Annotated in this window: 20 protein-coding genes and 2 tRNA genes; 15 read left to right on the top strand and 7 right to left on the bottom strand. The window is 63.3% G+C overall.

Annotation, left to right across the window (positions count from 1 at the left end):
* The first annotated feature begins 85 nt into the window (after positions 1-85).
* Together EGN72_RS08655 and EGN72_RS08650 are read left to right on the top strand one after the other, a co-directional pair.
* Positions 86-1759 (top strand): iron ABC transporter permease, encoded by a 1674-nt coding sequence (locus tag EGN72_RS08655; protein ID WP_127046579.1) that lies wholly within the window; start codon positions 86-88, stop codon positions 1757-1759.
* A 62-nt stretch (positions 1760-1821) separates the two neighbouring features.
* Positions 1822-1897 (top strand) — tRNA-Thr (locus tag EGN72_RS08650).
* Positions 1898-2030: 133 nt separating this feature from the next.
* Here EGN72_RS08650 and EGN72_RS08645 read toward each other — a convergent pair.
* Positions 2031-3317: an O-acetylhomoserine aminocarboxypropyltransferase/cysteine synthase family protein gene (locus EGN72_RS08645; RefSeq protein WP_127046577.1), complete on the bottom strand. Its 1287-nt coding sequence runs from the start codon at positions 3315-3317 to the stop codon at positions 2031-2033.
* 251 nt (positions 3318-3568) lie between these two features.
* Between EGN72_RS08645 and EGN72_RS08640 the strand changes: the two genes are divergently transcribed.
* On the top strand, positions 3569-4054 hold the full coding sequence (locus EGN72_RS08640) for a lytic transglycosylase domain-containing protein (RefSeq protein ID WP_127046575.1): 486 nt from the start codon (positions 3569-3571) through the stop codon (positions 4052-4054).
* Between the two features lie 8 nt (positions 4055-4062).
* On the opposite strand, the gene EGN72_RS08635 is transcribed toward EGN72_RS08640, so the two are convergent.
* Positions 4063-4515 (bottom strand): Lrp/AsnC family transcriptional regulator, encoded by a 453-nt coding sequence (locus EGN72_RS08635; protein ID WP_127046573.1) that lies wholly within the window; start codon positions 4513-4515, stop codon positions 4063-4065.
* 73 nt (positions 4516-4588) lie between these two features.
* On the opposite strand from EGN72_RS08635, the gene EGN72_RS08630 reads away from it, so the two are divergent.
* The 8 genes from EGN72_RS08630 to EGN72_RS08595 all read left to right on the top strand — a co-directional run bounded on the left by EGN72_RS08630 (position 4589) and on the right by EGN72_RS08595 (position 11044).
* Positions 4589-5182, top strand: coding sequence for a LysE family translocator (locus EGN72_RS08630; protein WP_127046571.1), 594 nt, complete (start codon positions 4589-4591; stop codon positions 5180-5182).
* 63 nt (positions 5183-5245) lie between these two features.
* Positions 5246-6211: a metal ABC transporter solute-binding protein, Zn/Mn family gene (locus EGN72_RS08625; RefSeq protein WP_199743725.1), complete on the top strand. Its 966-nt coding sequence runs from the start codon at positions 5246-5248 to the stop codon at positions 6209-6211.
* On the top strand, positions 6211-6945 hold the full coding sequence (locus EGN72_RS08620; RefSeq protein WP_127046569.1) for a metal ABC transporter ATP-binding protein: 735 nt from the start codon (positions 6211-6213) through the stop codon (positions 6943-6945). The genes EGN72_RS08625 and EGN72_RS08620 overlap by 1 nt, the downstream gene beginning before the upstream one ends.
* 74 nt (positions 6946-7019) lie before the next feature.
* On the top strand, positions 7020-7907 hold the full coding sequence (locus EGN72_RS08615) for a metal ABC transporter permease (RefSeq protein ID WP_233587087.1): 888 nt from the start codon (positions 7020-7022) through the stop codon (positions 7905-7907).
* Positions 7907-8815, top strand: coding sequence for a metal ABC transporter permease (locus tag EGN72_RS08610; protein WP_127046567.1), 909 nt, complete (start codon positions 7907-7909; stop codon positions 8813-8815). Before EGN72_RS08615 ends, EGN72_RS08610 begins: the two co-directional genes overlap by 1 nt.
* A 67-nt stretch (positions 8816-8882) precedes the next feature.
* Complete coding sequence (hisB, locus tag EGN72_RS08605; RefSeq protein WP_127046565.1) at positions 8883-9470, top strand: imidazoleglycerol-phosphate dehydratase HisB; 588 nt, start codon at positions 8883-8885, stop codon at positions 9468-9470.
* On the top strand, positions 9471-10118 hold the full coding sequence (hisH, locus tag EGN72_RS08600; protein WP_127046563.1) for an imidazole glycerol phosphate synthase subunit HisH: 648 nt from the start codon (positions 9471-9473) through the stop codon (positions 10116-10118).
* 20 nt (positions 10119-10138) lie between these two features.
* Entirely contained in the window at positions 10139-11044 is a 906-nt protein-coding gene (locus EGN72_RS08595; RefSeq protein ID WP_127046561.1) for a glutaminase, read from the top strand.
* Here the strand turns inward: EGN72_RS08595 and EGN72_RS08590 are convergent.
* Together EGN72_RS08590 and EGN72_RS08585 are read right to left on the bottom strand one after the other, a co-directional pair.
* Positions 11041-11958, bottom strand: a complete 918-nt coding sequence (locus tag EGN72_RS08590) for a DMT family transporter (protein WP_233587086.1) — start codon at positions 11956-11958, stop codon at positions 11041-11043. The two genes, EGN72_RS08595 and EGN72_RS08590, sit on opposite strands and share 4 nt — an antisense overlap.
* A 66-nt stretch (positions 11959-12024) precedes the next feature.
* A complete protein-coding gene (locus EGN72_RS08585) occupies positions 12025-12408 on the bottom strand; it encodes a DUF2147 domain-containing protein (protein WP_127046559.1) in 384 nt (127 codons plus the stop codon).
* 164 nt (positions 12409-12572) lie between these two features.
* Between EGN72_RS08585 and hisA the strand changes: the two genes are divergently transcribed.
* The 3 genes from hisA to EGN72_RS08570 all read left to right on the top strand — a co-directional run bounded on the left by hisA (position 12573) and on the right by EGN72_RS08570 (position 14476).
* Positions 12573-13292, top strand: coding sequence for a 1-(5-phosphoribosyl)-5-[(5-phosphoribosylamino)methylideneamino]imidazole-4-carboxamide isomerase (gene hisA / locus EGN72_RS08580; protein WP_127046557.1), 720 nt, complete (start codon positions 12573-12575; stop codon positions 13290-13292).
* A gap of 99 nt (positions 13293-13391) precedes the next feature.
* Complete coding sequence (gene hisF / locus EGN72_RS08575; RefSeq protein ID WP_127046555.1) at positions 13392-14153, top strand: imidazole glycerol phosphate synthase subunit HisF; 762 nt, start codon at positions 13392-13394, stop codon at positions 14151-14153.
* The gene (locus EGN72_RS08570; RefSeq protein WP_127046553.1) at positions 14150-14476 is read left to right on the top strand and encodes a phosphoribosyl-ATP diphosphatase; all 327 of its coding nucleotides are present in this window, start codon (positions 14150-14152) and stop codon (positions 14474-14476) included. Before hisF ends, EGN72_RS08570 begins: the two co-directional genes overlap by 4 nt.
* On the opposite strand, the gene EGN72_RS08565 is transcribed toward EGN72_RS08570, so the two are convergent.
* Complete coding sequence (locus EGN72_RS08565; protein ID WP_127046551.1) at positions 14473-14898, bottom strand: CoA-binding protein; 426 nt, start codon at positions 14896-14898, stop codon at positions 14473-14475. The genes EGN72_RS08570 and EGN72_RS08565 overlap by 4 nt on opposite strands.
* A gap of 172 nt (positions 14899-15070) precedes the next feature.
* Positions 15071-15859 (bottom strand): 23S rRNA (guanosine(2251)-2'-O)-methyltransferase RlmB, encoded by a 789-nt coding sequence (gene rlmB / locus EGN72_RS08560; protein ID WP_127046549.1) that lies wholly within the window; start codon positions 15857-15859, stop codon positions 15071-15073.
* Between the two features lie 175 nt (positions 15860-16034).
* Between rlmB and EGN72_RS08555 the strand changes: the two genes are divergently transcribed.
* Positions 16035-16118, top strand: a tRNA-Tyr gene (locus EGN72_RS08555).
* Positions 16119-16390: 272 nt separating this feature from the next.
* On the opposite strand, the gene EGN72_RS08550 is transcribed toward EGN72_RS08555, so the two are convergent.
* The gene (locus EGN72_RS08550) at positions 16391-17083 is read right to left on the bottom strand and encodes a YafY family protein (RefSeq protein WP_127046547.1); all 693 of its coding nucleotides are present in this window, start codon (positions 17081-17083) and stop codon (positions 16391-16393) included.
* Positions 17084-17196: the final 113 nt, after the last annotated feature.

Below are 17196 nucleotides of genomic sequence, written 5' to 3'. Positions count from 1 at the left end.
CTATGCGACTGCTCTCGCATGGGTTCGGCGCGACTATACGGGCTTTTCTGGACAGATAAACCGCTTTCCTGTATCGCTGCCGATTATGACCGAGCAAAACACTCAACAACCACCCTCTGTGCCGCTTCTCGCGCGGTTTCGCCTTGCGCTGGATATCTGGTCGCTGGGGGCGGGGCTGATTGCGCTTTTGGTGCTGGCACCGGTTCTGTCGGTGATCTGGATCGCTTTTCACCCGGTGGAAAACATCTGGCCGCATCTGATCTCGACGGTGCTGCCGCGCTATCTGGGCAATACGGTGCTGCTGATGGGGGGCGTCGGTGTGCTGACGGCGGTTGTTGGCACGGTGACGGCGTGGCTGGTGGCGATGTATCGATTTCCGGGCAGTCGCTGGCTGGATTATGCGCTGCTGTTTCCGCTGGCCATTCCGGGCTATGTCGGGGCCTATGCGCTGGTTGATTTCTTTGATTATTCCGGCGCTGTGCAAACCGCGCTGCGGGCCAGTTTCGGCTGGGAAACCTCGCGCGATTATTGGTTCCCTGCCATGCGCACGCCGCAAATGGCGGTGTTGGTGTTGTCTGCGGCGCTGTATCCTTATGTCTACCTGCTGGCCCGCGCCGCGTTTCGCGAACAATCCAACTGCACCTATGAGGTGGCGCGCGCGCTGGGCTCTGGCGCGTTGGGGGTGTTCTGGCGCGTGGGTCTGCCCTTGGCGCGGCCCTCCATTGCCATGGGGGTGGCGCTGGCGCTGATGGAAACCGTGGCCGATTTCGGCACGGTGGAACATTTCGGCGTGCAAACCCTGACCACCGGCATCTTTTCGGTCTGGCTGAGCGGGGGGAATGCCGGGGGGGCGGCGCAGATTGCGCTGGTGATCCTGGCCATCGTCGTGCTGCTCTTGGGGATAGAGCGGATCAGCCGCCGCAATGCGCGCTTTCACCGCATGGCCCGCGCCTCGCGCCCGTTGGAGCCGCAGAGCCTGCGCGGGGCAGGGGCTTGGGCCGCCACGTTGGTCTGCGCGGTGCCTTTCGGCTTGGGCTTTGTGCTGCCGGTGGGGGTAATGCTGGGTCATGCGATCCAAAAGCCCGAGGCTTGGGTGTCCAAGGGGTTGTTTCAGGCGCTGGGCAATACCGTTCTGGTGGGCGGGGTCGCTGCCGCGCTGACTGTGGGCGGGGCGCTGTTTCTGGTTTACGGCGTGCGGATGGCGCGGCGCGGCGTGCCCCGCCTGATCTTGCCGGTGACATCGGTGGGCTATGCCGCACCGGGGGCCGTGCTGGCCGTGGGGGTGCTGATCCCGCTGGCCGCGCTGGATCATCGTCTGGCCGATGCCATCCTGCACCTGACGGGGTATGAGCCGGGCCTGCTGCTGACCGGCACCGCCGCGGCCTTGGTGCTGGCCTATGTCGTGCGCTTCTTCGGCATTGCGCAGGGCGCGGTGGATTCGGCCTTTGGCCGTGTCTCGCCGTCCTTGCCCTTGGCCGCGCGCTCCTTGGGGCGGGGGCCATCGGGCACGCTGACGGCGGTTTACCTGCCCCTGATGCGCGGATCGGTCGCCACAGCGCTGCTGATGGTCTTTGTCGATTGCGTGAAGGAACTGCCCGCAACCTTGCTGTTGCGCCCGTTCAATTACAACACACTGGCTACCCGCGTTTATGAACAGGCCAGCCTTGAACGGCTGGGCGATGCCGCCCCGGCGGCGCTGCTGGTGATGCTGGTCGGGCTTGCGGCGGTCTGGGTCATGGCCCACACAAATCGCGCCTGAGGCGATTTTCTGGCCCGCGACCTCTTGCGCGGCGCGGCGACTGCGGTTATTTGAGCGACAGTGCCCCTATAGCTCAGCTGGTAGAGCATCTGATTTGTAATCAGAGGGTCTGCGGTTCGATCCCGTATGGGGGCACCACTTTTTCTGACAGTGACAGCGGTTCTGGCGTGGCATTGGTTGTTCGATGTCAGGGTAAGGTCGGTCATGGCGCGCAAAAAAGCCCGCATGGCGGACCATGCGGGCTTGGGTCTTTGCAGGGGCTGGCGCGGGGTCAGACCTGTGCCAGTGCCTGTTCCAGATCGCCGATGATATCGGTCGCATCCTCGATCCCGATCGACAGGCGCAGGGTGTTGGGGGCGGCGCCTGCGGCTTTTTGCTGCGCCTCCGACAATTGCCGATGCGTGGTCGAGGCCGGGTGAATCACAAGGCTGCGTGTGTCGCCGAGGTTGGCCACATGGCTGAACAGTTTCAGCGCGGCGACCAGTTTCACACATGCCTCATACCCGCCTTTCAGCGACACGGTGAACAACCCGCCCGCGCCTTTGGGGCACACGCTTGCCACCCGCCCATGATAGGGAGAGCTTTGCAGCCCGGCATAGGTGACCGCTTCGACCTTCGGGTGCTTTTCCAGCCAAGCCGCAACCTTTTGGGCGTTTTGCACATGGCGTTCCATGCGCAGCGACAGGGTTTCGATGCCCATCAACGTGTAATGCGCGCCTTGCGGGTTCATCGTCATGCCCAGATCGCGCAGGCCGATGGCAATGGAATGGAAGGTAAAGGCCATGGCGCCCAAAGCCTCGTGGAACTTGATGCCGTGATAGGCGGGTTCCGGCTCTGACAGGCTGGGGAATTTGCCGGATTTCGACCAGTCGAAATTACCGCTATCCACCACGCAGCCACCTGTCACCGTGCCGTTCCCGGTCAGGTATTTGGTGGTGGAATGCACGACCAGCGTGGCCCCCAGTTTGATCGGCTGGCACAGATAGGGCGTGCCGGTGGTGTTATCGACGATCAGCGGCAGTCCCACTTTGTCGGCCACTTTCGCAATTGCCGGAATATCGGTGATATAGCCGCCGGGGTTGGCGATGCTTTCGCAGAAGATGGCGCGGGTGTTGTCATCGACCGCCGCTTCGACTGCTGCGACATCGTCGAAATCGACGAATTTCGCGGACCAGCCGAATTTGCGGATGGTGTTGGTGAACTGCTGGATCGTGCCGCCATAAAGACGGCTGGAGGCGACCACATTGCAGCCCGGCTGCATCAGCGGGAACAGCGCCATGATCTGCGCCGCATGCCCGGAGGAGCAGCACACCGCCCCCACGCCCCCTTCCAACGCCGCGATCCGCTCGCCAAGGGCGGCGACGGTCGGGTTGGTCAGGCGGGAATAGATGTAACCCACTTCGGCCAGATTGAACAAAGCCGCCGCGTGGTCGGCATCGCGGAACACATAGGCCGTGGTCTGGTAAATCGGAATTTGCCGCGCGCCCGTGGCCGGGTCGGGCTTGGCGCCGGCGTGAATCTGTAGCGTGTCAAAACCGTATTGGCTTGCGTCTGACATGTTGTCTCCCCTTGTTTTCCGCCCCAAAGGGCCAGTCTCCGGCGGGAACCTACGGGAAAGACAAGGGCAGCACAATTGCGCAGTTGCAGCGGCGCGCGTGGCGCTGCGGGCGGTTTTCCGGCCTGCGGCCCGCGGCGCGGAACAGTGTTTTGACAGGGGCCATCGGCGGAAAAAAGCCAATCCACCTGCGCGGCATTTGCCAGAATATCCGCACAAAGTTAAGGAAGCTGAATTGACGCTAGGAGAAGCCGATGCAAACCCTGACCCGCCGCGCCACCCTGTTGGGTCTGGTCGCCACGCTTTCCGCCTGTGGCACGCGCCAAAGCGAAGGCCGCAGCCGCCCCGAGACGGGGCCGTTCGACCCGCCTTTGCATGTGAATGAAACCCCCGGTTTGCGGCGGTTGATCGACCAATATGCCGACCAGTATGAGGTGCCGCGCAGCCTTGTCCACCGCATCATCATCCGCGAAAGCCATCACCGCCCCGGCGCGCGCAACGGCCCCTACTACGGGTTGATGCAGATTCTGCCCGCCACGGCGCGCGGCATGGGTTTCCGTGGCCCGGATCAAGCCTTGTTGGATGCCGAAACCAACCTGAAATACGGGGTGAAATACCTGCGCGGCGCTTGGCTTTTGGCCGATGGCAGCCAAGACACGGCCGTAAAGTGGTATTCAAAGGGCTATTACTATGAAGCCAAGCGCCGTGGCATGTTGAAGGAAACCGGCCTGCGCAGCTAAGGCGCAGCCTAGGCGCGTTCGTCCTTGGGTGAGCCCATCACGACATAAGAGGTGATGGAATTGACCTGCGGCAGCACGCCCAGCACCTCGGTATGAAAATGCTTGTAGGCGGCAAGGTCTGCCGCCTCGACCCGCAGCAGATATTCCACGGTGCCGGTGATGTTATGGCATTCGCGCACCTCGGGCGCACGGCTGACGGCGGTTTCAAACGCCTCTTGCGCGGCTTTGGTGTGCAGGTTCAACCCCACGCTCATATAAGCCACAAAGCCTATGCCCAGCTTGGCCGGATCCAGCACGGCGCGATAGCCCTTGATCACGCCGCTGCGCTCCAGCTCTTGGACGCGGCGCAGGCAGGCCGAAGGCGACAGGCCCACCCGATCCGCCAGATCAAGGTTGCTGATGCGGCCATCGCGCGTCAGTTCCTGCAATATCTTGCTGTTTATCTGGTCCAGTTTCGGCATTTGTTGCGTTTTTTTCTCTGATGCGGGGCAAATCGCAACTACACCCTGCCGAATATGGCCTATTGTTGCAAGCATGACCCTTGATATTCTGCTTGCCCTTCTGGCCTTTGCCTTCGTCACCTCGATCACGCCGGGGCCCAATAACATCATGCTGATGACGTCGGGCGTGAATTTCGGCTTTCGCCGCACGCTGCCGCATATGCTGGGGGTGGGGCTTGGCTTTGTGCTGATGGTGGCGCTGGTCGGGCTGGGGCTTGCGGGGGTGTTCAAGGCCGAACCGCGTGCGGAGCTGGTGCTCAAGGCGGTCAGCACCGCTTATATCCTGTGGCTGGCTTGGAAGATCGCGGGGGCGGCGGCACCACGGGCGGGGGCGGCTGCGGGCAAGCCGTTCAGCTTTGTGCAAGCGGCGGGGTTTCAATGGGTCAACCCCAAGGCCTGGGCGATGGCGCTTTCGGCCACGGCCAGCTATGCGCCGGGGCAAACGGCGCAAGAGATGGTGCTGGTGGCCTTGATCTTTGGCGCGGTGAACCTGCCTTCGGTGTCTGTCTGGGTGGTGATGGGGCAGGGGCTGCGGCATCTGCTGACCAAGCCGCAATGGCTGCGGGCCTTCAACTGGACGATGGCGCTGCTGTTGTTGGCCTCGCAATGGGCGGTGCTGCGGCTGTGATGCCAGTTGCGAGTCATTCTCATTCCAATTGACTTTGCGAAGCATTCGCAATATATACAGAGCATGACATATCAAAGCCGCCTGTCCCGCCGAAGCTTTCTTGCCACGATGCCCGCCGCACTGTTGGTGCCGCGTCTGGGTTTTGCTGCTGCACCCCCCAAAATCGTTGCCACCACCGGGATGATCGCCGATGCCGCGCGCCGCATCAGCGGGGCCGAGGTGACGGGCCTGATGGGGCCGGGGGTGGACCCGCATAGCTATCGCCAGACCCGGTCGGATATTGCCGCCATGGTGCGGGCCGATCTGGTGCTGTGGCACGGCTTGCGACTGGAGGCACAGCTGGTTGATTTCATGGGCGATCTGTCGCGCCGCGTCCCGGTGGAGGCGGTGGCCGAAACCATTCCGCAAGACCGTTTGCTGGCCTGGGCCGGATATGCCGACCATCACGACCCGCATGTCTGGATGGACCCGATGCTGTGGCTGGAGGCAGTGCGCGGGGTTGAGGCAGCGCTGATCCGCGTGATGCCCGACCGTGCGGCAGAGCTTGCCGCCAATGCTGCCACTTACCGGGCCGAGATCGAGGCGCTGGATGCCTATGCCCGCAGCGCGTTGGGCAGCATCCCGCAGGGGTCGCGCATCCTGGTCACGGCGCATGACGCGTTTTCCTATTTTGGCCGCGCCTATGGGTTCGAGGTGGAAGGCCTGCAAGGGATTTCCACCGAAAGTGAGGCCGGGCTGGCCCGGATCGGGGAATTGGTCGAGCTGCTGGTCAGCCGCAAGATCAAGGCGGTCTTCGTGGAAAGTTCGGTGCCGGACCGGGCGATGCGCGCCTTGGTCGAAGGGGCCGCCGCGCGGGGCCATCAGGTTGCCATCGGCGGAGAGCTTTATTCCGATGCCATGGGCAGCGAGGGCAGTTATGAAGGCACCTATCCCGGCATGATCGACCATAATGTGACGCTGATCGCGCGGGCCTTGGGCGGTGATGCCCCGGCGCGTGGGTTGTCTGGCAAATTGGCGGCGGGCGCGTAATGACGCAGGCGGCCCTGGCGTTTGACGCAATCTCGGTGCGCTATGGGGCAGTGACGGCGGTGGATGCGGTGACGGCGCAAATCCCTTCGGGCGCGATGACAGCGATTGTCGGGCCGAATGGAGCGGGCAAATCCACCTTGCTGAAGGCTGCGCTTGGTGTGGTTGCCCCGCAATCCGGGCAGGCGTTGTTTTTTGGGCAAGCGCTGGATGCGGTGCGGGAAAAGGTGGCCTATATGCCGCAACGCGCCTCGGTCGATTGGGATTTCCCGATCCGGGTGATTGATGTGGTGTTGATGGGTATGCAGCGGCAATTGGGCCTGCTGCGCCCGGTGCGCGCTGCTGACCGGGCCTTTGCGATGGACTGTCTGGCCCGCGTGGCGATGACGGATTTCGCCAAGCGCCAGATCGGCGCTTTGTCGGGCGGGCAGCAACAGCGGGTGTTTCTGGCCCGGGCGCTGGCGCAGCGGGCCGCGCTTTATCTGCTGGACGAACCTTTTGCCGGGGTGGATGCCAAGACCGAAGCCGCGATTGTCACCGTGCTGCAAGCGCTCCGCGATGAAGGTGCTGCGGTTGTTGCCGTGCATCACGATCTGGCCACGGTGCCGGAGTGGTTTGACCGCGTTTTGTTGCTGAACCGTAAGCTGATTGCGGCGGGGCCTGTGGCCGAAACCTTTACGCCCGATTTGCTGCGTCAGACGTATGGCGGTCAGTTGCCGCCGCAGAAAGTTGCCTGAGATGTGGGGGGCGTGGCCAATGGCAGATGCCTCCGGCGGGGATATTTTTGAATAGATGAATTTGGGTGCCCATCATGTTTGAGGCGCTGCTGTTGCAGTCTGGCTATAACGCCACTTTGGTGACGCTGGGCGCGGCGGCGCTTGGGTTGGCAACCGGGGCGGTGGGGTCGTTTCTGTTCTTGCGGCGGCGGTCTTTGGTGCCGGATGCGATGGCCCATGCCACTTTGCCGGGTGTGGGGATCGCCTTTCTGGTCATGGTTGCCATGGGCGGCGAGGGGCGGTTTTTGCCGGGCCTGTTGCTGGGGGCGGGTTGCACGTCATTGCTGGGCCTGTGGGTGTTGCAAGGCCTTGTGCGGGGCACGCGCCTGCCCGAGGATGCAGCGATTGGCGCGGTGCTATCGGTGTTTTACGGCGCGGGGATCGTGCTTTTGACCTATATCCAAGGATTGGGGGCCGGGCGGCAGGCGGGGTTGGAGGGGTTTTTGCTTGGCTCGACCGCGGGGATGCTGCGGGCGGATGTTTATCTGATTGCGGGTGGCGGGATCGTGGTTTTGCTGGCGTTGCTGGCGTTAAGGCGAGCTTTGGTGATGGTGGCCTTTGATCCGGGCTATGCGCGCGTGATGGGGTTGCGCCCGGAATGGGTTGATCTGGCGCTGATGGCGCTGGTGTTGGCGGTGGTGCTTCTGGGCATCCGTGTGGTGGGCGCGATATTGGTGGTGGCCTTGCTGATAACCCCTGCCGTTTGCGCCCGGATGTGGACCGACCGCGCCGGGGTGATGGCGGTGATTGCCGCTGCGATTGGCGGGCTGGCGGGCTATGGCGGGGCGGCGGTTTCGGCGGCGGTGCCGGGGGTGCCGACCGGGCCGGTGATCGTGGCCCTGTGCTTTGCGGTCTTTCTGGGCTCGGCCTTGATTGCGCCGCGTCATGGTTTGATCGGGCGCATGCGCGGGGGGCGGGGCTGATGGGGGCGGATTTCGTCGTTCTGTCGCTGGTGCCGATGGCCATTGCCGTTCTGGCCGCGATGGCTTGTGCCTTGCCGGGCAATTTCCTGCTGCTGCGCAGGCAAGCCATGATGGGCGACATGATGGCCCATTCGGTGCTGCCGGGGCTGATCCTTGCCTTTCTGCTGACGGGGCAGGTTGCGGGTTGGGCGATGTTTGCCGGGGCAGGGGCGGCGGCGCTGGTGTCTGCTTTGATGGTGGAGGCGATTGTGCGGCTAGGCCGGGTGGACCCCGGTGCTGCCATGGGCATGACCTTTACCACCATGTTTGCCGCTGGGGTGTTGTTGTTGGAACTGACAGGGGCCTCGGGCGTGCATATTGATGTGGAGCACGCGCTTTACGGCAATCTGGAAAGCCTGATCTGGCTGGATGCTTCGGGCTGGGCCTCGGTTATTGACCCTGCGGCCTTGCGGGGGCTGCCACCGGAACTGGGGCAACTGGCACTGGTGGTGGCGCTGCTGGCGTTGCTGATGCGGGTGTTCTGGCGGGTTTTGGTGATGGCGTCTTTCGATGCGGGTCATGCGGCGGTGATGGGGCTGCCGGTGGCGCTGATCTCCTTGGGGGTGGTGGCGGCCACGGCGATGGCCTCGGTCGCGGCCTTTACGGCGGTGGGGTCGATCCTGACCATCGCGATGCTGATCTGCCCGCCTGCCGCCGCGCGCCTGCTGACCAACCGCTTGGGCGTGCAGGTCTGGCTGAGCCTGCTGCTGGCCGCGCTCTCGGCCATTCTGGGTTATGTGCTGGCCGGATACGGGCCGTTCTGGCTCGGGATGTCGGCCTCTGTCTCGGCGGCGGGGATGATTGCGGTGGTGTCAGGCGTGATGCTGGGGCTGGCCGCGCTGTTCGGCCCGCATCGCAAAGCGGGCTAACCCCTTCCCAAGCGCAGCCCCCGCGCCTATAACCGCCGCAAACCCTGTCCCAGACCCGGAGCCCGCGATGCGCAAGGCCAGCCTGTCCCGCAACACCAATGAAACCAAAATCACTGTCGCGCTGAACCTTGATGGCAGCGGCCAGTCGGACATGCAGACGGGCGTTGGCTTTTTCGACCATATGCTGGACCAGCTTGCCCGCCATTCGCTGATTGATATGGAGGTCAAGGCCAAGGGCGATCTGCATATCGACGATCACCACACGGTAGAGGATTGCGGCATCGCTTTGGGTCAGGCGCTGGCACAGGCGCTGGGCGACAAGCGCGGCATCCGCCGCTATGGCAGCTTTCACCTTGCGATGGATGATGCGCTGCTGCGCTGTGCGCTGGACCTGTCGGCGCGGCCCTATCTGGTGTGGAACGTGCCGTTTCCGACCGCCAAGATCGGCAGCTTTGATACCGAATTGGTGCGCGAGTTCTTTCAGGCCTTGGCCACCCATGGCGGCATCACGCTGCATGTCGATATGATCCACGGCATCAACAGCCACCACATTGCCGAAGCCGCTTTCAAATCCGTTGCCCGCGCCCTGCGCGAAGCGGTGGAGCCTGACCCCCGCCGCGCCGATGCCATACCGTCGACTAAAGGCAGCCTGTGAATGCTGACAGTTCTGGTTGATTACGATAGCGGCAATCTGCATTCGGCGGAAAAGGCCTTTCAACGCATGGCGCTGGAGGTTGGCGGCGGTGAGGTGCTGGTGTCGTCGCGCCCCGAGGATGTGGCCCGCGCCGACCGGATCGTCTTGCCCGGCGATGGGGCGTTTCCGGCCTGTCGGCGCGCGCTGGGCAGCTATGGCGGCTTGTTCGAAGCGATTGAGGACGGCGTGACCCGCCGCGCCGTGCCCTTCCTTGGCATTTGCGTCGGTATGCAGATGATGGCGACTTGGGGCCGCGAATATGCGGACACCAAAGGCTTTGACTGGATCGGCGGCGAGGTGGTGCAGATCACCCCCAAAGACCCGGCGCTGAAAGTGCCGCATATGGGTTGGAACGACCTTGTGCTCAGCGGGGCAGGGCAGGTGCATCCGGTGCTGGAAGGGCTGCAAACCGGCGATCACGCCTATTTCGTGCATTCCTACCATTTCCGCGTCGATGACCCCGCGCAGCGGCTGGCGCATGTGGAGTATGGCACTGATATCACCGCCATCATCGGGCGTGATACGATGGTGGGCATGCAATTCCACCCCGAGAAAAGCCAAGCCAACGGATTGCGCCTGATCGGGAATTTTCTGCGTTGGGCCCCCTGAGCGCCGAGAGCGGGATGGACATGCAAGCCATCCTTGACCGCATCACCGAAACCGCGCGCGCGGCGACAGATCGCGGCAAGGTCGCAACCTATATCCCCGAACTGGCAGGCGTCGATCCGCAGCGCTTTGGCATCGCGGTGGCGCTGGCCGATGGGCAGGTGCTGCATGCCGGGGACGCGCAAGTGCCATTCTCGATCCAAAGCATTTCCAAGGTCTTTACCCTTGCCATCGCCTTGGGCCGCTTGGGGGACCGCTTGTGGAAAGGCGTTGGCCGAGAGCCTTCGGGGCAGGCGTTCAACTCCATCCTGCAACTGGAACATGAACATGGCCGCCCGCGCAATCCGTTCATCAACGCAGGGGCGATTGCGGTGACGGATGCGATTCTGGCGGGCCATAAGCCGCGGGAAATGCTGGGGGAATTGTTGCGCTTCATCCGCACGGCGGCAGGCGATGACGATATCCATATCAATGACGCCGTGGCCCGGTCCGAACAGGCAACCGGGCATCGCAACATGGCGCTGGCGCATTTCATGCGGGCGCATGGCAATCTGGCCAATGCGCCGGAGCTGACCTTAGGGGCCTATTTCCACCAATGCGCGGTGGAAATGTCGGCCGTGCAACTGGCGCTGTCGGGGCGGTTTTTGATGGCGGCCCCGGGCGCGCCGCGCATGGTGTCACCTGCCCGGGTGCGGCGGATCAATGCGATGATGATGATGTGCGGCCATTACGATGCCTCGGGCGATTTCGCCTATCGCGTCGGCCTGCCCGGCAAAAGCGGCGTTGGCGGCGGAATTCTGGTGGTGGCCCCCGGTCGCGCCTCTATCGCGGTGTGGTCGCCGGGGCTGAATGCGCAAGGCAATTCCAAACTGGGCACCGAGGCGATGGAACATCTGGCCCGCGAAACCGGCTGGTCGGTGTTCGGCTAACCCTTCAGTCGCCGCGCCAGCCGCCCGTCAATCACCACCAGCCCCAGCGTGATCAACCCCATCCCAAGGATATGGCGCAGGGCCAGCACCTCTCCCAGCACCACAATCGCCAGAAAAATCGCGCTGACCGGGATCAGGAATGTCACCAAGGCAAGGTTCACCGCCCCGGCAGAGGAAAGCAGCCGGAAATAGATCAGATAGGCCAGCGCCGTGGACAGCAGCGCCAAGCCGCCGATCGCCGCCAGTGGCACCACCCCGGCAAAAGGCTGCGTCCAAGGTTGGTCAACCAGCAGCACAAGCGGCAACAGCATCCCGCTGGAACTGGCCAACATGCCGAAAGCCGTTGCCAAAGGCGGCACACCCATCCGCTTGAACCGCCGCCCCCAGACGCTGGCGAAAGCATAGCACAGCGCCGCCGCCAGACAGGCCGCCTGCGCCAGCACCGTCCCGGCCCCCGCCGTCAGCGCCGCCGCCCCCATCATCACCACAACCCCGCCAAAGCCCAGCAACAGCCCCGCGCCCTTGGCCCCGGTCAACCGCTCATCCGACGTGGCCAGATGCGCCACCATCAGCGTGAACAGCGGCGTCGTCGCGTTCAGAATGGCGGCAAGGGCGCTGCCAATCTCGCCCTGTGCCAGCACGAAAAAGGTAAAGGGCAGCGCATTGTTCAAAAACCCCATGACCAACAGCGCCCGCCACACCGCCCCACCTTTCGGAAACGGCGTGCCTGTCAGCCACAGCACAAAGGCAAGGGCCGATGCCGCCAAGGCCACCCGCAGAAAAACGATGGTAAAGGGCGGCAGATGCCCCACCGCAAGCTGCACAAAAAAGAAAGACCCGCCCCAAAGCAGGGACAGGCCACAGAGCAGCAACCAGTCAAGGCCGCTCATCTTCATCTGGGGCGCGTTGGGCATCGTAATCTCCTTACCGATGCCCCGCCATAGCAAGCGCGCCCGCTGCGGGCGACCCGAAAGCTGCGCTTATTTCACGCGGCTCCAGACCTGCTTTTTGCAGATCGGCCCAAAACAGCCTGACACGTTCAACGTGTTCCCGCTCAGCGCCATCTTGGATTTGTATTCCTTCCCGGTTGATGGCTGCCAGATCCGCCCCCCCGCATAGGCACCATCGCCGCCGGGGGCCATATCCCAGACCAGACGCTTGCCGATATTGGGGGATTTGTATTCGCCCTTGTCGTTGAAGGTCCGCGCGATCACGCCGCAAATCTTGTCGCCACAGGCCGACATTTTCACATGGGCATAGGCCCCGTCATCCACCTGCGTTTTCCAGGTGCCGATCACCGGGTCCGCAGCCTGCGCCATGCCCGCGACCATTGCCAAAGCGGCGGCCAGAATAAAATGCTTCATCGTTGCTCCTCCCAAAGCCAGTTTTCATAGCATTGCGGCGAAAGACCGCGCCAATCAAGCGTGACGTGGGGTCGCGCGCTTATGGCCCGCCGCCCTTGGCATTTCCCCCCCTCTGTGCGAAAGACGCGGCCAACGCCAATCCACCGCCGAAACCGGAGCGCATGATGATCCTATACCCCGCCATCGACCTCAAAGACGGCCAATGCGTGCGCCTGTTGCGCGGCGAGATGGAGGCAGCGACCGTCTTTGGCGATGACCCCGCCGCCCAAGCCGCCAGTTTCGAGGCCGCAGGCTGCGAATGGGTGCATCTGGTCGATCTCAACGGTGCTTTCGCAGGCCAACCCGTCAACGCCTCGGCGGTGGAGGCGATCCTCGCCCGTGTCACGGTGCCCTGCCAATTGGGCGGCGGCATCCGCGATATGGCAACGATAGAGGCGTGGCTCGCCAAAGGCCTGTCGCGCGTGATCCTTGGCACCGTCGCCGTGGAGAACCCCGCATTGGTGCGTGAGGCGGCACTGGCCTTCCCCGGCAAAGTCGCCGTGGGCATAGATGCCCGCAATGGCCGCGTCGCCACCAAAGGCTGGGCGCATGAAACCGATGTCATGGTCACAGACCTTGCCCGCAGCTTCGAAGACGCTGGCGTGGCCGCCATCATCTACACCGACATCGACCGCGACGGCGCGATGCAAGGCCCCAATATCGCCGCGACCGAGGCTCTGGCCCGCGCTGTCTCTATCCCTGTGATCGCCTCGGGTGGCGTCTCCTCCATGGCAGACCTGATCGCGCTGCGCGACACAAATGTCATCGCAGGCGCCATTTCAGGCCGCGCGCTCTATGACGGGGCAATTGATCTTGCAACGGCGCTCAAATCCCTGAAACCTTGATTTCATCTTGGTGAAAATACCTTGGGGGGAATTGGCCGTCAGGCCAAGGGGGGCAACGCCCCCGCTTCCCTTCCCGACCCATCTCGGTTAAGAAAACCCATGCTTAAAACCCGCATTATCCCTTGCCTTGATGTTGCCGATGGCCGTGTGGTCAAAGGCGTGAATTTCGTCGGCCTGCGCGATGCGGGCGACCCGGTGGAGGCGGCGCGCGCCTATGACGCCGCCGGCGCGGATGAGCTGTGTTTCCTCGATATCCACGCCACCCATGAAAACCGCGGCACCATGTTCGATCTGGTCACGCGCACCGCCGAACAATGTTTCATGCCACTGACCGTCGGCGGCGGCGTGCGGACGCATGATGATGTGCGGGCGCTGTTGCTGGCAGGCGCTGACAAGGTCAGTTTCAACTCGGCCGCCGTTGCCAATCCCGATGTGGTGGCCGAGGCCGCAGACCGGTTCGGCAGCCAATGCATCGTGGTGGCGATTGATGCCAAAACCGTCTCCCCCGGCAAATGGGAAATCTTTACCCATGGCGGGCGCAAATCCACCGGGATTGATGCGGTGGAATTTGCCCGCACCGTGGCCGCCAAAGGCGCAGGGGAAATTCTCCTGACCTCGATGGACCGGGACGGCACGCGCGCAGGCTTCAACCTGCCGCTTACCCGTGCGATTTCGGATGCGGTGTCGGTGCCCGTCATCGCCTCGGGCGGGGTTGGCAATCTCGATCACCTTGTCGAAGGCGTCACCCTTGGCGGCGCATCCGCCGTGCTTGCCGCCTCGATCTTCCATTTTGGCGATTATACCATCGGGCAGGCCAAGGCCCATATGGCCGCCGCTGGCATCCCCATGAGGCTGACATGACCGCATCCGACCCCAGCGCCCTGGCCCGGCTTGCCGCCACCATCGCCGCCCGCAAAGGCGCAGACCCTGACAGCAGCTGGACCGCCAGGCTTTTGGCCAAAGGCCCGGAAAAATGCGCCGAGAAATTCGGAGAAGAGGCGGTAGAGGCGATCATCGAAGCCGTCAAAGGCGACCGCGCCAAATTGACCTCCGAGGCAGCGGATGTGCTGTATCACTTGCTGGTCATGCTTGCCGCCCGTGATGTGACGCTGACCGAGGTCGAGTCAGAACTCGCCCGCCGCGAAGGCACCTCCGGGCTGGCCGAAAAAGCCGCGCGGGGCTAAAGCCCCAACCGCGCCCATTCGATCTTGGGGCAGCGGTTTTCCACCCAAGCCACATCATGCGCCCGCGCAAGGCCGGGACCTGCGGCATAGGTCACGCCCAGTTGCAGCCAGATCGTGCGCAATTGCGGCAAATCGGCCAGCGCCTGTTCCACAATCGGCGGCACCGCATCGGAGGCGCGGAATACATCGACCATATCGACGGCAAAATCCTTCGGAATATCCTTCAGCGTGGCATAGACCCGCGCGCCTTGCAGCATCTCGCCCGCATGGCCGGGGTTCACCGGGATCACCCGCAGCCCCTTGCCAAGCAAAAACTGCATCACCCCATAGCTGGGCCGCGCGGGGTTCATCGAGGCCCCGACCATGGCGATCACCTTGGTATTTTGTAAAATCTCGCGGATCTGGGCATCAGGGGCGATCATTGGGGGGCTCCTTACAGAAAAAAGCGCCCGTGCCAAACTGGCCGGGCGCAAGTCGCGGAACGAGGGACAGTAAAGGGACAACGGGGGTTCCGAACCCGTGGTCGTCTTTCAGAAATGGGGTGCCGTGGCCGCAAATGAAGGGGCACTCGCGCAACTGTGATCGCATCTGTGATCAGCCCTTGCGCGAGGCTGCCGCATAAAGCGAAATCGCTGCCGCATTGGATACGTTGAGCGAGCCAAATCCGCCCGCCGCCGGAATCTGCACCAGAAGATCGCAGGTTTCGCGGGTTTTTTCGCGCAGGCCGGGGCCTTCGGCGCCCAGAACCAGCGCGACGGGGCGGGTGGCGGCCTGTTCCAAGCCTGCGGACAGGGTCAGATCGCTTTCCCCCGCCAGTCCGATCAGAAAATAGCCCATCGCGCGCAATTCTTCCATTGCATCCGACAGGTTGCCGACCCGCAGATAGGGCTGGCGTTCCAGCGCGCCGCTGGCGGTTTTGGCAAGCGCGCCGGTTTCGGGGGCGGAATGGCGATGCGGCGCAATCACCGCGCGCGCGCCGAACACCTCGGCCGAGCGCAGGATCGCGCCGACGTTATGCGGGTCTGTCACCCGGTCGAGCATCACGATCAAGGGCGCGCCCTTGCCGGAAATCGCCACCTCATCCAGCGCGCCCCAGTTCAGGGGCCGTGCCTCCAGCGCTGCCCCTTGATGCACCGAGCCTTCGTCGATCGGCACGTTGAACTTGCGCGGGTCGACGATTTCAGGCTCCAGCCCGGCGGTTGCAATGGCTTCGCCCAGCTTGTCGGCGGCGTTCTTGGTCAGCACCAGCCGCAGCTTTTCGCGCGCGGGGTTCATCAGCGCATCGCGCACCGCATGCAGGCCGAACAGCCAGACGGTTTCATTCGCGGCCTGCCGCTTGGCGCGTTCTTTTTCGATCACCCATGCGGGCTTTTGCGTTGCCATCTGATCTATCCCTTTCGGGGCGGGGTTTGCCCGCCCGATTGCGGCCAGAGAATGAGGGTTGGGGCTGATCGGTGCAAGCAGATTTCTGTGGGCGGCCCCATTTGCACGCATGTGACTTTTTCCGTCGCTTTGCGCTTGACGCCCCGAAAGCCCCGCATTATTCACCCCCCTCAGTGGGCGATAGGCCGCAAGGTGTGGCAGGGGACTGTAACTCCCTCGAGGCGACTCACGCCTGGTTCGATTCCAGGATCGCCCACCATTCTTTCCGCAAGGAAGGGGTGACAAAAACAAGGGGCCGGCAGAGCGATCTGCGGCCCCTTTTTTCATGCGGTTTCGCGCGGAAACCTGCGGTGAATCGCACGCGGAATGGCGTGCAAGTGGTTGTTTTTGAACATTAACACCTGATTTTTTAACCAATTTTTAATGCGAGATCGCGGCCCGAACCCACCGAATCTCGCACCCCAGCCAGACCCCAAGGCTTGCAACGCGGCAAGGGCGGCTTGGCCCGCATCAGGTCAAGCGCGCTACGCGTTAACAGACCCCGTCTTGCGCCTTGTAGGCGGCGAAGCTTTTGTCCGGCTCCGCTGCAAATCGGGTGTCCAGCAGGGTCATCCGTTCGATCCTGTCCAAGCGGAAATTGCGGAAATCGCCGCGCAACTCGCACCAAGCGGCCAAAAGCCAGACCGGGCTGGCGAAGATCAGCGCGAGCGGGCGCAGGGTGCGGCTGCTGGCCTGCGCATCGCCGTCCTTATAGGTGATGTCGATCTTGCGGCTTTGGCGAATGGCGCCGCGCAAGTCGGAAAAGCTGACCCGCCAGGGCAGGGCAGGCGCGGGAACGCCCGAGGGAATCGAATAGGTTGTGATTTCCTCTAGCTGGCCTTGCAGGGCTGTGGGCAGGGCGGCTTGAATTTTCGTCAGGGCCTCAAGCGCTTGCGCGGCAAAGCGATCATCTGTCCAGTGGCGCACCATGCTGATGCCAAGGCCGATGGCCTCCAGCTCCTCGACCGTGAAGGTGATGGGGGGCAGATAATAGGCGGCGTCGATCATATAGCCCACGCCTGCCGCGCCGCTGATCGGCGCGCCTGTCGCCATCAGGGTCTCTATGTCGCGGTAGATGGTGCGGGTGCAGACTTCACATTCCGCGGCGATTTGTTGCGCTGTCACGGCCCGCCGCCGCCCCCGCAGGAAATGCACGATTTTCAAAAGCCTGTCCGCGCGCCGCATGCTGTGCCTTTCGATTGGGGTGTTTTTTGTAGCTTACCGCATCACTGCTGACACCATGCTGTCAGCACAGGGGGGTTAAGAAGGCGGTAGTGTTGCAGTTATGTAAGGAAAAC

This window comes from Pseudorhodobacter sp. E13 (assembly GCF_003991405.1).
GTDB lineage: Bacteria > Pseudomonadota > Alphaproteobacteria > Rhodobacterales > Rhodobacteraceae > Pseudorhodobacter.
This window is presented reverse-complemented; position numbering and strand designations above follow the sequence as displayed.